Here is a 14,415-nt window from a genome sequence, read left to right as displayed (position 1 = left end):
GTTGAGGATGAGCGGAACCCATGAGGGCCCGGAAGCCAGAACGCTTCCACGAAGAGGCCGGATATGCGAATGCAACCGTTCTTCACTGACCTGGGGGAGTGACCAACAGGGAGGGGACCATATACGACGCTTCAGCTTCGGAGCAGCCCGCAGGGTTGCCTGAAGAGATGCAACGACGTTCGGGCCACTCACATCCGGCTCAATCAATCCCCACAATCTTGTGCATCTGCAACGTCAGCCGCCACTGGGGGTGCGCCAGGCAGTAGTCCGTGGCCCGGCGCGTGTTGCTCTGCTTGACCGGATCCGGCCCGTTTTCGGGCAGCGTCGGCGACGCCATCGGGGACAGGAAGAAATGATCCGCCTGGATGTGCTCGAAACGCTCGGGCATCGCCAGGGGCTGCGGGTACACCAGTTTCAGCTCATTACAACGCTCCAGAACAATCTTGGCGTCGGCCTTCGGACTCATGCACAGCCAGTCGATGCCGGCCGGCGCGGGCAAGGTGCCGTTGGTTTCCACGCCCACTTCAAAACCGCGGGCATGAAACGCCTCGATCAGCGGTTCATCCAGCTGCAGCAGCGGCTCCCCCCCGGTGCAAACCACATAGGGACGGCCGCTGGCGTGGGGCCAGAGCGCGGCGATGTGATCGGCCAGCGCGTCGGCATCGGCGAACTGGCCGCCATTCTGCCCGTCCGTGCCGACAAAATCCGTATCGCAGAAATTGCAGACCGCGTTGGCCCGGTCCTTCTCGCGGCCGGTCCACAGGTTGCACTTGCTAAAGCGACAGAACACCGCCGCGCGCCCGGCCTGGGCGCCTTCGCCCTGCAGGGTGTAAAAGGCTTCCTTGACCCGGTACATCAGACCTCAACCTCGTAGGGCAGCGGATCGCGCAGGCCACGGGCGGCAAACGCCTCCAGGCGCTCCACGCAGGAACCGCAGCGCCCGCAGGCGGCGTCACGGCCGTTGTAACAGGTCCAGGTCTGGCTGTAGTCCAGGTTCATGCCCAGGCCTTCGGCCAATATCTCGCCCTTATCGAGCGCCATGTAGGGCGCCTCGACGCGCACCGGCTCGTAGTTGGCGATCTGGCAGACAGCGTCCATTTTTTCCACAAACTCCGGGCGACAATCCGGATAGATCGCGTGATCCCCGCCGTGCGCGCCGAACCAGACCGCCTGGGCGCCGACCGACGCCGCGTAGCCCGTGGCCAGGGCGATCAGGATCATATTGCGGTTGGGCACCACGGTGGACTTCATGCTGTCCTCTTCGTAGTGGCCTTCCGGCACGTCGATGTCGTCGGTCAACGACGAGCCGCTGAGCAGGTCGCTCATAGGCGACATATCGACTACCTTGTGAGGAAGCCCCAGCTGTTCGCACACCGCCCTGGCGCATTCCAGTTCCCGCACATGTCGCTGACCATAATTGAACGACAGCGCATGCACCTCATAACCGGCGGCCCGGGCACGGTGCAGCAGCGTGAAGGAATCCATGCCACCGGAGTAGATGACGACGACTTTCTGGGACATAGGTGGGCAACCTCATAACAGCCAATAACGGGAATGGACGAATTGTAACAGGGACGCGGCAGGATGGGTTCGCGTCCGGTCGCAGGGCCGGTTAAACTCAATGGATCATCCGGATCCAACCTGCCGGACACAACCGCATTGGCAGGCTTAAAAGAACACAACCAGAACGACGCAGTATGAACGTTTCCGAGTCACCGGCATTTATCGATTTCGAGGCCTCCAGCCTGGACCTGATCGCCAGCTACCCGATCGAGGTGGGCGTCAGTCTGCCGGATGGAACCCTCCACAGCTGGCTGATCGCCCCCCACGTGCTCTGGCAGGACTGGTCGGACAGCGCCGAGGCCATCCACGGCATCAGCCGCGACACCCTGTGCCGGGAAGGTCACGAGGTGCGTGACGTCGCCCATGCCCTGAACGAATTGCTGGGCGATGCGGTGTACTGCGATGCCTGGACGTTCGACAGCTTCTGGCTGCACCGCCTGTTCCGCGCTGCCCGCATCACGCCGACGTTCGTACTGGAGTCGGTGTCCTCCATCCTCGACACCCACCAGGTGCAGTTGTGGGCGGAAGTCCGCCAGCAGGTGATCGAGTCACTCGGCCTGCCGGTACACCGGGCGGCCAACGATGCCCTGATTCTGCAGGAAACCTGGCGCCGGGTGATGGATCAAGGCGCACACCGCAAGGCGGAAGTCCGCGCGGCGCGCTCCTGAGTCCCGGAATTCAGTGCTTTTTCGCCTGCAGGCGCTGGGCGACGACCTCAATCACATCCCCGGCCGTATTCAGCGTCCAGAAGGTCACCAGCGCCATCAGCGCGGCGCCCAAGGCGGTAAACGTCACGTCCGTTCCGACGACCTGGCTCTTGGCCAGAACAAAATAAAGGGCCAGTGCCACGACCAGCACTACTTCAATGACGATGTGGGATTTCAGTTTGACGATGCGGCCTGTGTCGTCGGACATGATGTTCTCGGTTTACCTCGGTTTTGTGAGTTCAGGAATTGCCGGGCCAACACCCGGTAAGATAGCGTCCTAATTATCGCGCGCGAGCCTGAATAGGGCTGTACGAGGAACTCAGTACGCAACAACCGAGAGGAGGCGCACGGGAAATACCAAGGATAAAAACGGGGATAAAAAAAAGACGCAGCCAAGAGGCTGCGCCATTAAAGGAGAGATTCATCATACCAACCCATCGTAGGTGGATAAGGGCTGATGAAATGCACAACGTAAACACGTGACAATATGCAGTATGGCGCCGGGAGGCCCTGTTATCTGTACGAGATTGCCGCAAACGGCCTCCCGGGCGGGGCTGGCGGGACGCGGACACAAAATGCCCGCTTCGCCCTATTGCAAAGTCCCCATGAACGGATAGACTGGCAACAGGTGACAACGGACAACCGTTGGCCGGCACCAACAGCGCCGGTTCAGACAGAGACAGCGACGAGTGATTGCATTGAATCGAAGCAAAGCCGAATAACCGACGAATCCCCGCAACCGGGCGATTCGCGGTGCGAATCTTCCGGTGGCAGAAAGGCCCGGAAGCACAATCATTCCGGGCTTTTTTTATGGTTTCGATTCAGCAACCCAGTGGAGAGGTCAGCCTCAGATGTACGGACAACCGAAGCTTGCAGTCAACCGCGAAGGCGCGGATCAGGCCCTGTACCAGGCGGGCATCCACGCCATTGTCATGCGCATGTTCTAACGGCTTCCCCAAACCCGGAAGCCGTTGGGCGACCGGGCCGAGATTCTCTCGAACAACCCCGGTCGCCCTGATCGGGGTTTGTTTTTTTGCACGCGCGATAGAGCAAAAAGGAGAGAATGATGAGAAAGCACCACAACCGCCCCGGCCCGCAAACCAAAGCGAATCCTCAGGGCGCCCTGCGCCGTCCGGCCAAGCTGCCGCTGCTGGAGGCCATCTGCAAGAAGCTCAACCAGCGCGTCAACCTGGATAGCGAACAGAGCGTTCTGGGTCTTTACGAGCGCGGCTGGATCTTCAACGGCGTGATCGCCACGATGGACAGCCAGGAGGCCCGCTACGTCCGTGCCCTGGCCACCAAGTACAATTCCTGGATTGCCCGTCAGGTCGCCTGACCGCGGGTACGGGCACTCAGTAGGGTGTTGCAAAAGCGTCGCGAGCGATAGCCAGACAAGGCGAAAATCGACGAAAGAGCGCAGTTTACGGGCTGTAAATGAGCACCTTGAGGCGATTTTCAACGCCGTATGGTTGAGCGCAGTAGCTTTTGCAACACCCTCTCAGCCGTCAGTGATGGCGGCTGATGCCTCGCAGGGCGTCGCCTTCCCCGCCGTGTACCATGACGTAGTTGTTCACCACATCCTGAATCTTTTCCAGTGAATAGGGCTTGACCACATAGCCGTTGGCGCCGGCGCTGATCGCGCGCTGGATACTGTCGATGGAGTCGTCCGCAGTCACCAGGACGATGTGCTGCTGTTCGTTGGCCGCCTTGAATTCCTGCATCAGTTCATGACCGTCCATGTCCGGCAGGCCCAGGTCGAGCATCACGATATGAAAGCTGCTTTCGGCAAACTGCTTGCGGGCACTGGCGGCATCGACACAGTCCACCACCATGGTGGCGCCGGTCTGGTGCAGCATGTCCTTGAGCAGTTCGCGCATGGTCGGCTCGTCTTCGACCACGAGGACTCGCAGATTTTCCATTCTCAATTCCTCTCAATAGGCATCATTCGTTTCGGCACAGAGTTACTCGCCATTCGACGTCCGCCGCGGGATAACCAGGGGAGTGGGCGACGCGGATCGTTCGACTGAAGTGGATCGGGCCGCAGAGCCCGTAATGTCGTCCTCGCCACCACGCAGCAGCAGGTTGCTGATGGAAATGGCCGTGGTATACAGCGAAATTGCCACAATCAGCAGCACCGGCTGCAGGAACGCCACGAAACCGGGCACCTTGTCGCCACCGACAATACTCAGGATCAGGATGATCGCCGGCCCCATCACCAGGAACAGGGTCAGCGCAATGAAGAAGACGATGCGTTCCTTGTAGCGTCCCAGATCGCGATTCATGACCAGTCCCAGCACGAACTTGCCGATCGCCAGTCCGGCCAGGATCGCCGAGGCAATGCTCAGATCCGGGCGCAGCAGCACCTCGGTCAGATCGCCGTCCCACATCCGTTGCATGATGATCACCAGGAACGGGAACAGCACAAACAGGACGTCGGCGTAGGTCCCGAACATGGTGTTGAGAGACGGCGTTTCGTTGTTTTGCTTCTCGTCCACGACTAACGATCCTCAGTTGGCATCTCGGATGCGTAACGGCGGCTGGCGACCGCCTGGCGCATCAGGTTGATGAGTGTATCAGACTGTTCAGTGACCTGACCGGTGTCCCCCCGCTTGATGGCCCCTTCGACCACCCCGGCCTGCTCGGTCATCAGCGGATAGCCCATGGCGCCGGCGGTACCCTTGATCTGATGGGCCTGGTTCTGCAGGGTCGGCCAATCGGCATCCGCCACAGCGGTTTCGACGATACGGATCCGCTCCGGCAACCCGTCCAGGAACTGCGACACCAACGCCCGGATACCCTCACTCTCCTGACTGGCCGCTGCCGTCGCACCGCTGGCCGACAGGTAGCGGGCCAGCGTGGCACCCAGGTGCCCGTTGTCGATCGGCTTGTTCAGGACGCCATCGCAGCCGGCGTCCACCAGTTCCTCGATTTCCCGCTGATCCCCGGCGGTAAAGGCGATGATCGGGCGCCGGAAACCGGTCTGGCGCAGCATCCGGGTGGCGGCAGGCCCGTCCATATCCGGCATGTGGCGATCCATCAGAACGAGGTGCACCGTTTTCGCCAGGGCGATCTGGACCGCCTCCCGGCCTGACGTCACGGCGATCACGTCGAGTCCGAATCGGGCCAGCAGGCGTTCCACGAGCCGGCGGTTGTCGTCGTTGTCTTCGGCCACCAGCACCGTGCCCTCGTACTGCTGGTCTTCCGTCGGAGTGGGCCACTCGTCCAGGGTCAGGTAACGGGCCAGAATTTCGTAGAAGCGGCGTTTGTCGATGGGCTTGGCCAGATGATCGGTACAGCCGGCACGGCGATAGTCCTCGATGTCCTCGGCCATGACGTTGGCGGTCAGGGCGATGATCGGCGTGTTGATCCCCGCCTCACGCAGGGCCGCGGTGGCGTCGCGGCCGTTCATAACCGGCATCTGGATGTCCATCAGGATCAGGTCGAAGGACCCGTGAGTGGCCGCGTCCAGGGCTTCCGCGCCGTTGCTGACATGCATGATGTCCGCACCGGTCCGCTGCACCATGAGTTCCACCAGCTTGCGATTGACGTCGTTGTCCTCGGCGCAGAGGATTCGCCCGCGCAGGCGCGGCGCCGTGACCATGGGCAGCAGGCGCCGGCGCTGGGTCAGTTCGGAGGCATCGCGCAGCAGATGCACACCTTCCAGCGGCCCGGTGGCAATGGTGACTTCAAATTCGCTGCCCTCACCGTAGACACTGTGAACAGCGATCGAGCCCCCCAGCAGTTCCGCCAGTCGTTTGGAAATGCTCAGCCCCAGACCGGTGCCGCCGTACTGGCGGGCAATCGCGGCGCTGCCCTGGGCAAACGGATCGAACAGGCGCTGGAGCTGTTCCGGCTTCATGCCGATGCCGCTGTCCACCACCCGGGCGATCAGGGTCTCGGTGTCCCGCTGGCAGCGAATGGACAGCGAGATCGCCCCCTTTTCCGTGAATTTCAACGCATTACCGCACAGGTTGATGATGATCTGCCGGAATCGGGTCGGATCGGTCTGGATCTGTTCGGGCAGCGGGAAATCGCAGTGAATCCCGAATTCGACGCCTTTTTCCCGGGCCCTTGGCACAAAGAACGCACGCACTTCGTCCAGCAACTCGGGCAGGTCGACGGTCAGGATCTCGACGTTCAGCTTGTTGGCGTCGATCTTGGAGTGGTCGAGGATATCGTTGACCAGATCCAGCAGATGGCGGCCACTGCGCACGACGGTCTCGGCACTGTTGCGCTTCTCCTCGCCATCCAGCTCCGGATCCAGCAAGTTCTCGCCATAGCCGATGATCGCCGCCAGCGGCGTGCGGATCTCGTGACTCATGTTGGCCAGGAACTGGCTCTTGGCCTCGGCGGCGTTGCGGGCCAGTTCCTTTTCCATGCGTTCGTTTTCGCGCTCTTTCTCGATCACTTCACGCTGCATGCGCTCGGTGATGTCGATGCAGGTGCCTTCCAGGTGGATCGGCTCGCCGTCGGCGTCATAGACGGTGTTGAGCGAAACGTTGAGCCAGCGCTCCTCGCCCTGCGGGGTGAAGCAACGGGTCTCCATGCCCTTGGCGCCACCGCTCACCTCCAGCCGCTCGATCACCTGCTGGCGCTGGCCGGGATCGGCGAAGCAGGCGGACAGCACGTCCGGCACCTCGCTCATCAGGGTTTCGGCGTTGTCATAACCCAGCAGTTCGGCCATGGCCGGGTTGGCCGCCAGGAAGCGCCGTTCCAGGGACATCTGGAAAATGCCTTCCACGGCGTTGTTGAACAGCGACTGGTAGCGGGTCAGGTTGGACAGGGCGCGCCGGCTCCAGTCCAGCGCCTCCGCCTGGATCAGCTTGATGCGGTCGGCCAGGGCGAAGGAGAACAGGATGACCTGCGCGGTGAGGCCGATCTGCGGCGAATGGCCGGTGATGTAGTTGAGCGGGAAATAGCCCATCACGGTCAGCGCATAGAGCCCCACGCCCGCCAGGGTGCAGGTCCAGGCGAAGAAATAGGTGCGGGCCGCCGGATTGAAGTGCCGCCAGGCCCAGTAGCTGACCAGGATCATGATAATGGACAGACTGATCGAGCCGATGACCGTCCATTCCATCGCAATGTGGTAGGGCATGAACAGGCTGAGCAGGAACGTCAGCACCACGCCGCCCAGACAGACCCGCATGGTCTTGTCCAGCTCCGGGGCACGCTGGGGCAGTTCCAGCAGCTCCCGCGCCATCTGGATACCGAAGAACCAGGTGAGCAGGATCTGGTAGTGCAAGAAGTCCTTGTCCAGGAACCAGGGCCGGTGATCAAACAGCTGCAGGCCGTGGACCTGCTCGGTCGCGATGAACAGCGTGGCGAACACCAGGTACAGCACGTAATAGACGTTACTGCGCTCGCGGACCGACACCGCCACAAACAGGTTGTAGGCCAGGATGGCGAGGATGCTGCCCAGGAAAATCCCCTGAATGGTCTCGTCCACCGCCACCTTCTCCACGTAGGCGTCCGGTGACCAGAGCGTCAGCGGCAGGCGGAAGGTGTTGGCGGTCCGGACCCGCAGGTAGATGCGGACCTTTTCGTCCGGATGCAGGGTGAGCTTGAACACCGGGTTGGGCACCAGCAGCTCGCGGTCCGCCCAGTCGGCGGTGTAGCCCAGCTCCCGTTCGTCGGTCAGGGTGCCGTCGCGGTAGACGTGGACCGCCACGTGATCCACCAGCGGCAGGCTCAGCTCGAGGATGCGCTCGACCGGCATGTCGCCGGTGTAGTTGAGATCGAAGCGGGCCCAGTAGGCGGATTCGGTGTAACCGAAGTTGAGGATACCGCCGTCGTGCTTGCGGAAATCACCGGCCTGATCACGCTGGCGCACGTCCTCCAGGCTCAGCTCGGCGCTGGGGTCCTCCAGGTACCAGAGGCAGGACGCCAGATCCACCTGGTCCCGGCCCGGATCCACCCGGACAGGCACTTCATGGCAGGCCGGCTGGGCCGCCAGCGCCGGAAACGACGCCAGCAGGGCCAGGGCGACAATAATCATCCGGAAAAGCGTTGCGAAGTAACGCGCCGGATGCTGATTGGGATACCGCAAAATGTGATCTCCGAGCGGGCAGGCGCCCTGGAATTCCGCTATGGTGCGGGATCGTCGGGCCGGGCTTTGTGGTTTTGTTATGGAGTCTCTTTTGAACCCCTTCATTAAGCCCGCTTTCTAAACCAACTTTAGCGCGTTATCGGCGTCTTCGCACCCCTATATATGGGGCTCGCGACGAGGGATCAGGCAATGGCGACAGACAAGACGTTTTTGGCCCTGACGGCCAGCCTGCTGGTGCTGGCCGGTTGCGGCGGCGGGGACAGCAACGGGGATGGCGGCAGCACGGCGGACTGCGGTTCCCAGTACAACCCGGCCACCAACGTGCTGGCCAGTTTCAGCAGCTTTGACGTCAACGAACCGGAACGGCTGGACTATCACATGTTCCGCGACGTGATCGCCGGCGTGCAGCCGGCCAGCGACGGCGATGCCTACGGTCAGTCGGTCGCCGGGGACGTGTTCGCGGAAACCGCCCACTTCAACGGCGGCAGCCCTTCCAGTGGCGCCAGCGCCTACACCAGCGTGCGCAACCCCCTGGACCTGATCAACCTGGTCATCGGCGAAGGCACCATCGACAACTTCAACGTCGGCCGGCGCTACATCAGCAGCTGCATCGACGCCGGCAACGCCGCCCAATACAGCACCAAAGCCAACGACCGGATCATCCAGTTCCAGGAAAACCAGGACGACAAGGTGACCGACACCTACAGCTACCCGGTGCTGACCTGGGTCTACACCCCCGACGAAGCCAACAAGGTGATTCGCGTGGTGCGTTATCAGGGACAGCCCGGCGAAAGCCTGATCACGGCGGCCGTCGGCGTCCAGTACGACGACCTGGCCTTCACCGCCGTCGGTTTCAACCCACCGGAACTGCTCACCGCGTCGTTCACCGCCGACGACAGCGAGGAACGCCTGGGCCTGCAGCAGGATTTCCTGAATTCCGACCGGGACGAATGGATCCGCAGCAGCAGCAATACGTTCGACTTCGCTGACCAAACGGGCGTCGACTGCGCCCGCGTGGTGCTCGATTATGCCGAGCAGACCGCCGAGGTCTTTACCTCAACCTGCAACCTCAGTGGCTCGGACTGCGACGACCCGGCGAAACGGGAAGCGCAGTACACCAGGACGCAGGACTATTGCGGTAACTTCGATGACGGGACAGGGAACAGCTATGCGACGCAAGCGGTGTCCGGACGCCAGTAAGCACGTCCGGGGTGCCGACGATCCGGATCAGTTTGAGCGGTGACTTCTGCCGACCTGATTGCCCATCCCCCAGGTCGACATGAAGCCCTTCTTTCGATCGATCATCCTCTCGTAGGTGGCGATGATGATCGCAGTATGGGGCGCGCGGCTGCGGCGCAGGGATTCGATACGTTCTTCCAGGTCCGCCACTTCCCGGTTCAGGCGCTCCTGCAGGTGCTTGCGGACGCTCTCGTGGCGGTTCAGATTGGGCTGATGAGGGTGGCTTGGGCCACTCTGGTCAGGCAGGTCGGTTTCTTTCAACATGGGCTCTCTCATCCTTGAGTCGTTCAGCGACATTATCATAATGCTCCGCCTGCCCGGTGTCGGTTCCTCACATCCATGGAACCCGCATGCGGATGAGCATTATTGTGCACAACCCGATCAAGATCCGCAACAAAGTATGAACGTAGGTTCATTTTACGGTCATAAAGACAGTCCACAGATCCTTACGCTCATCCTCGCGCCTGCTATTCTGGAATGCAACCCTATGTCTGAACGGAGCCTGACATGACCGCACCGTCCGTCGCCGATACCCTGCGGGAATACCTGTCCCTGCTGGAACTGCTGGATGACGCCTACTGGGAAGCCAGCACCATCCAGCACAAGGACCTGCTCTACGACATCATCAGCATCTTCCATCAGGAAGTTTCGGAGCTGAACAAGCTGAGCGTCATGGACCACCACTATCCCTATGAGGTAATCACCGAAGGCATCCGGCGGGTGATTCCCAAGCTGCACCAGCTGGAAGAACGCCAGGACGAGGTCATCCAGCGCACCCAGACGGTCACGGATTTCAAGGAAGTGCAGTCGTCCGTGCTGGCTATCCTGGAAGCCCAGCTGGACGACGTCTGACGCTGAAAAGAGTCGGCAATCCGATCAGGCCACCACCCGACGGGCTTCTCCGGGGTGGCGCGGGAACTGGCGACCCACCGTCCACAGGAAGCGGGCCAGGGCCGGCAGGTGATGGGCGACGATCGGCAGGCCGGTGTTGACCAGGCTGACCGAGATGTCCCGGGACGGATCGGCCCAGCAGAATTTATTGATCAGCCCCACGTGACCGAAGGCTTCACGACTGTCCGGCCCCCACAACCCGACCGGGTTGCCCCCCAGCATGAAACCGGCGCTGAAGCGCATGGGAATCATCAGGGTCCGGTCGATCTGGGGGGAGCCGAACTGCTGCACTGCGCGCCGGATCGTCTCCGGCTGGCAGATCCGCTGACCGTTCCATTCGCCACCGTTGAGCATCATCTGGAAGAAGCGGCTCATCTCCTCGGCGGTGCCGCACAGATTCGCCGCCGGCACCACGGTGGCCTGGAACTGGGGATCATTGACCACGGTTTCGATGGTCGCCATGTCACCGCCCAGCGCCCGACGCAGCACCCAGGACACCGGAAACACCGGGTTCGGACCGGTGGCGTAGTTCGACGCCAGCTCCGACAGCTTTTCCCGGCGAATGCCGTAGGTAAACCATTGCATGCCCAGCGGCTGACGGATGTGGCGATCGAGGAAGGTCTCGATGGATTCCCCGGTCACCGTTTCCAACACCCGCTGCAAGACGAAGCCACCGGTGATGGCGTGATAGGCGAGCTTGGAGCCGTCCACTTCCACCGGCACCGCATCGCACAGGATTTTCCAGATGGCGTCCCGGTCCCACAGGGTCTCCAGCGGCGTATCCCGGGGAATGGCCGGAATGCCGCCGCGATGGGACAGGACCTGGTGAATGGTGATGGTGCCCTTGCCGTTGCGGGCGAATTCCGGACAGTAATGGCTGACCGGATCGAGCAGGTTGATCCGACCCTGTTCGGCGAGGATATGCATCAGCAGCGCCGTCACCGCCTTGGAGGCGGAGAAATAGCAGACCGGGGTGTCGGTGGTCATGGCCACCCGCGGCGCATTCCGGCGATCCCGGGGGCCGTTACCGTGGGCGTGGCCGATCGCCCGATGCAGCACGACGTCGCCCCGGTAGCGCAGGCACAGCTGCATGCCGGGGTGAACGCCGGTCCGGTACAACCGCTCCACCGAGTTCCAGATACCTCCAACCGCATCGGCGCTCAGACCCAGTGACGCCGGCGCCACTTCGGCCGCGTGATCGATGTGGGTGACAGCAGCCAGGTCCCGGGGAATGGCACTGGTGTTGAAAGCACGACGGGTGAGTTTGTTCATGGGCAGATATCCTCGTGGAGGGCGACAGCGGTATCCGCGTTCTTGTCGTTGTCAGGCACCGGTGCTGGACGGCCGTCCATCACCATCAGGAATGATGATACATTGCCCCGGACGCCCGCTGCGATGCCAACCGGCATGCAATGCGGGCCAACCCACAGAATGGAGTTCCCATGACGCCCCTGCTCTACGCGCTGTGTGTCGCCGTTGTGATCGCCCTGGCCGCCTGGCGCCTGTTCTTCTATCGCCGGGCCCGGAGGCAGCGGCTGGCCGCGAGCGCCTTTCCCGCCGAGTGGGCGCGCTGGCTGGAACGGGACATGGCACTCTACCGGCGACTGCCCGGGCCGGTCCGGGAGCGGGTCCACACCGGCACCCTGATCCTGATGGACGAGCTGGAATTCTACGGCTGCAACGGCCTGGAACTCACCGACGACATGCGCGTACTGGTGGCCGCCCACGGCGCGCTGCTGGTGTCCGGACTATCCATGGACTACTACGACAGCCTGCAGGCCGTACTGATCTACCCCGACGCCTACCGGGCGCCCACCCACCACCGCGAAGGGCCGGTGGTGGTCGAGGGAACGGACACGCGGCTGGGCGAGTCCTGGGGAGAAGGTCGGGTGATCCTGGTGTGGGCGACGCTGCAGGCCGAGGCGGCCGATGAGTGGGCCGCCAGCAATGTGGCGCTGCACGAATTCGCCCACCAGCTCGATCAACTGGACGGCAGCTCCGATGGAGCGCCGCCGCTGCATTCCGGGGAGCAGGCCCGCAACTGGCAGGCCGTGTTCAGTGACGCCTGGGAACGCCTCAAGCGCGAGGCCCGCCATGGCGATACGGTACTGGATCCCTATGGCGCCACCAATCCGGCGGAATTCTTTGCCGTGGCCACGGAAGCGTTCTTCTGCGATCCGGAGGCGCTGCGACACAGCGAGCCCCGGCTGTACGAATGCCTGAGCGGGTTCTATCAGCTGTCACCGGCGGAGTGGGCCACACAGACCTGATTGCGCCCGGCCCGCTTGGCCGCGTACATCGCCTGGTCCGCCGCTTCGCAGATGGCTTTGACCCCCTGGCCGTGTTCCGGGTAAATCGCCACACCTACACTGATCGACAGCGGCACGTCGACGTGATCGTTGATCCGGATGGGCTGGCTGGCCACCATCCGGCGCAGGCGCTCGGCCGTCTCGCGGGCTTCCGGCAGGTGATGCTCCGGCAGGATGACCACGAATTCCTCGCCGCCGTATCGCCCGACGATGTCCACCGCACGCACGGAATCCAGCAACTGCTCGCTGACCCGGCGCAGCACCTCGTCGCCGCCGGCATGGCCGTGAGCGTCATTGACGTCCTTGAAGTGATCCAGGTCGATCCAGAGCACCGCCACCGGCCGCCTGTAGCGCTCGGCCCGGACCAGTTCCTCGCGCAGTCGCCGTTCCACCTCACGGCGATTGAACAGGCCGGTCAGGGCGTCGTGGGTGGCCAGCCGCGCCAGCTCCTCTTCCAGCGCCTTGCGGTCGCTGATGTCGAGGATGATGCCTTCCAGCATCAACTGGCCGTCCACTTCCACACTGCGGCCTTTCTCCCAGACCCAGATACGGCTTCCGTCGCGCCGGGTGAGGCCGTATTCAAGTGCATAGGGTTCGGCGTTGCCGATGGCCTGTTCCACTGCCCGGGTGCTGGTTTCGTTGTCCGCCGGATCGATGAGGTCGGCAAACGCGACCGTCCGGTTGTTGATCAGCTCGTCCGGCGAGTAGCCCGTCAGTGAACGGCAGCCATCGGACACGAATTTCATGGTCCAGGATTCGTCGAACAGGCAGCGATAGGTCATGCCCGGCAGGTTGTCCATCAGGGTCTTGAGCTGGCGTTCGCTGTCGTGGGCCAGATTCTCCATCTGGCGCTGTTCGGTGAGATCCTGGCCAATGGTGATGGCACCGGCCACTTCGCCGTCCGGCGTAAAGAAACGCCGGGAATTCCAGGACATGGCCCGCAGCAGGCCCTGCTTGGTCTGGATCCGGCTTTCAAAACCGCTCAGGTCGAGCCCGTCGCGGATAATGGATTCCGCCAGCTCCAGCACGTGAGCCCGGTACTCGTCATCCGGATACAGCAGACCCCACATGGAATCGGAGTGCAGCACCTCATCGCGGGTGTAGCCACTGATCCGCTCCGCCGCCTTGTTCCAGATCAGCACCCGGCCGGCGGGGTCGAGCACGTTGATCCAGATGCTGGCGTTGTCGATGATGCTTTCGCGGAACTGGCTCAGATCGTGGATGGCTTCCGCCTGTTCGTGGTTGACGGCGAGCATCCGCGCATAGCGGCGAAACTGGTGGTAAATGAGGGTGAACAGGAAGAGGGATGTCACCAGGACGAACCCACAGCCTTTCCAGGTCTGGATACTGGTCAGGGTGTCCGGGTTATGCACCATCATGCCCAGCATGCGGTCACTGGCGGCCACCCACAGGGCGCTGAGGATGGCGTAGGCCACGCAGATCAACAAGGCCCGGCGGAACGGCGAGCCGACTTCCCTGGACGCACTCATCTGATACGGAATCCCTCTCTATCAACGTCCCGTGGGGCATCGTCCAGGTGAAGCCGTCTTTGGCTCCGTGACACTCCCACCATGGAGCCTCTGATAACCACCTGAGACGCCTTCGGATCGCTCAAAGATACCCCGGGCATTTTAATCGGAGACTCCCTAAGCAACTTAGC

14 protein-coding genes are annotated in these 14,415 nt (G+C 62.4%); 5 read left to right on the top strand and 9 right to left on the bottom strand.

The window, feature by feature from the left end; genetic code table 11:
* Window positions 1-199: 199 nt before the first annotated feature.
* A complete protein-coding gene (gene queE / locus J3364_RS19780; RefSeq protein WP_349559875.1) occupies window positions 200-856 on the bottom strand; it encodes a 7-carboxy-7-deazaguanine synthase in 657 nt (218 codons plus the stop codon).
* A complete protein-coding gene (gene queC, locus J3364_RS19775) occupies window positions 856-1,521 on the bottom strand; it encodes a 7-cyano-7-deazaguanine synthase QueC (protein WP_349559874.1) in 666 nt (221 codons plus the stop codon). The genes queE and queC overlap by 1 nt, the downstream gene beginning before the upstream one ends.
* A 176-nt stretch (window positions 1,522-1,697) precedes the next feature.
* On the opposite strand from queC, the gene J3364_RS19770 reads away from it, so the two are divergent.
* Complete coding sequence (locus J3364_RS19770) at window positions 1,698-2,231, top strand: 3'-5' exonuclease (RefSeq protein ID WP_123633633.1); 534 nt, start codon at window positions 1,698-1,700, stop codon at window positions 2,229-2,231.
* A 10-nt stretch (window positions 2,232-2,241) separates the two neighbouring features.
* Here the strand turns inward: J3364_RS19770 and J3364_RS19765 are convergent, their stop codons facing one another.
* On the bottom strand, window positions 2,242-2,478 hold the full coding sequence (locus J3364_RS19765) for a hypothetical protein (protein WP_349559873.1): 237 nt from the start codon (window positions 2,476-2,478) through the stop codon (window positions 2,242-2,244).
* A gap of 858 nt (window positions 2,479-3,336) precedes the next feature.
* Here J3364_RS19765 and J3364_RS19760 point away from each other — a divergent pair.
* On the top strand, window positions 3,337-3,606 hold the full coding sequence (locus J3364_RS19760; protein WP_123633738.1) for a hypothetical protein: 270 nt from the start codon (window positions 3,337-3,339) through the stop codon (window positions 3,604-3,606).
* Window positions 3,607-3,775: 169 nt separating this feature from the next.
* Here J3364_RS19760 and J3364_RS19755 read toward each other — a convergent pair whose 3' ends face one another.
* The 3 genes from J3364_RS19755 to J3364_RS19745 are packed head-to-tail and all read right to left on the bottom strand — an operon-like array spanning window position 3,776 to window position 8,265.
* Complete coding sequence (locus tag J3364_RS19755) at window positions 3,776-4,189, bottom strand: response regulator (RefSeq protein WP_123633635.1); 414 nt, start codon at window positions 4,187-4,189, stop codon at window positions 3,776-3,778.
* A 42-nt stretch (window positions 4,190-4,231) separates the two neighbouring features.
* On the bottom strand, window positions 4,232-4,723 hold the full coding sequence (locus tag J3364_RS19750; protein ID WP_349559883.1) for a hypothetical protein: 492 nt from the start codon (window positions 4,721-4,723) through the stop codon (window positions 4,232-4,234).
* A 44-nt stretch (window positions 4,724-4,767) separates the two neighbouring features.
* Window positions 4,768-8,265, bottom strand: coding sequence for a response regulator (locus J3364_RS19745; RefSeq protein ID WP_349559882.1), 3,498 nt, complete (start codon window positions 8,263-8,265; stop codon window positions 4,768-4,770).
* 240 nt (window positions 8,266-8,505) lie between these two features.
* On the opposite strand from J3364_RS19745, the gene J3364_RS19740 reads away from it, so the two are divergent.
* Window positions 8,506-9,516 (top strand): hypothetical protein, encoded by a 1,011-nt coding sequence (locus J3364_RS19740; protein ID WP_349559872.1) that lies wholly within the window; start codon window positions 8,506-8,508, stop codon window positions 9,514-9,516.
* 27 nt (window positions 9,517-9,543) lie between these two features.
* On the opposite strand, the gene J3364_RS19735 is transcribed toward J3364_RS19740, so the two are convergent.
* Entirely contained in the window at window positions 9,544-9,819 is a 276-nt protein-coding gene (locus tag J3364_RS19735) for a hypothetical protein (RefSeq protein WP_203141977.1), read from the bottom strand.
* Window positions 9,820-10,062: 243 nt separating this feature from the next.
* Between J3364_RS19735 and J3364_RS19730 the strand changes: the two genes are divergently transcribed.
* Window positions 10,063-10,407 (top strand): hypothetical protein, encoded by a 345-nt coding sequence (locus J3364_RS19730; RefSeq protein ID WP_123633638.1) that lies wholly within the window; start codon window positions 10,063-10,065, stop codon window positions 10,405-10,407.
* Window positions 10,408-10,431: 24 nt separating this feature from the next.
* Here the strand turns inward: J3364_RS19730 and J3364_RS19725 are convergent, their stop codons facing one another.
* Window positions 10,432-11,718, bottom strand: a complete 1,287-nt coding sequence (locus J3364_RS19725; protein WP_349559871.1) for a serine hydrolase domain-containing protein — start codon at window positions 11,716-11,718, stop codon at window positions 10,432-10,434.
* A gap of 170 nt (window positions 11,719-11,888) precedes the next feature.
* On the opposite strand from J3364_RS19725, the gene J3364_RS19720 reads away from it, so the two are divergent.
* Window positions 11,889-12,716, top strand: coding sequence for a M90 family metallopeptidase (locus J3364_RS19720; protein ID WP_349559870.1), 828 nt, complete (start codon window positions 11,889-11,891; stop codon window positions 12,714-12,716).
* Here the strand turns inward: J3364_RS19720 and J3364_RS19715 are convergent.
* Window positions 12,680-14,245, bottom strand: a complete 1,566-nt coding sequence (locus J3364_RS19715) for a sensor domain-containing diguanylate cyclase (RefSeq protein ID WP_349559869.1) — start codon at window positions 14,243-14,245, stop codon at window positions 12,680-12,682. The genes J3364_RS19720 and J3364_RS19715 overlap by 37 nt on opposite strands.
* Between the last annotated feature and the right edge of the window lie 170 nt (window positions 14,246-14,415).

Origin of the sequence: Marinobacter sp. NFXS9, from assembly GCF_040148665.1 — a bacterium.
Lineage (GTDB): Bacteria > Pseudomonadota > Gammaproteobacteria > Pseudomonadales > Oleiphilaceae > Marinobacter_A > Marinobacter_A mangrovi.
The sequence above is the reverse complement of the archived record's forward strand: the minus strand, read 5'-3'. Positions and strand labels throughout refer to the sequence as shown.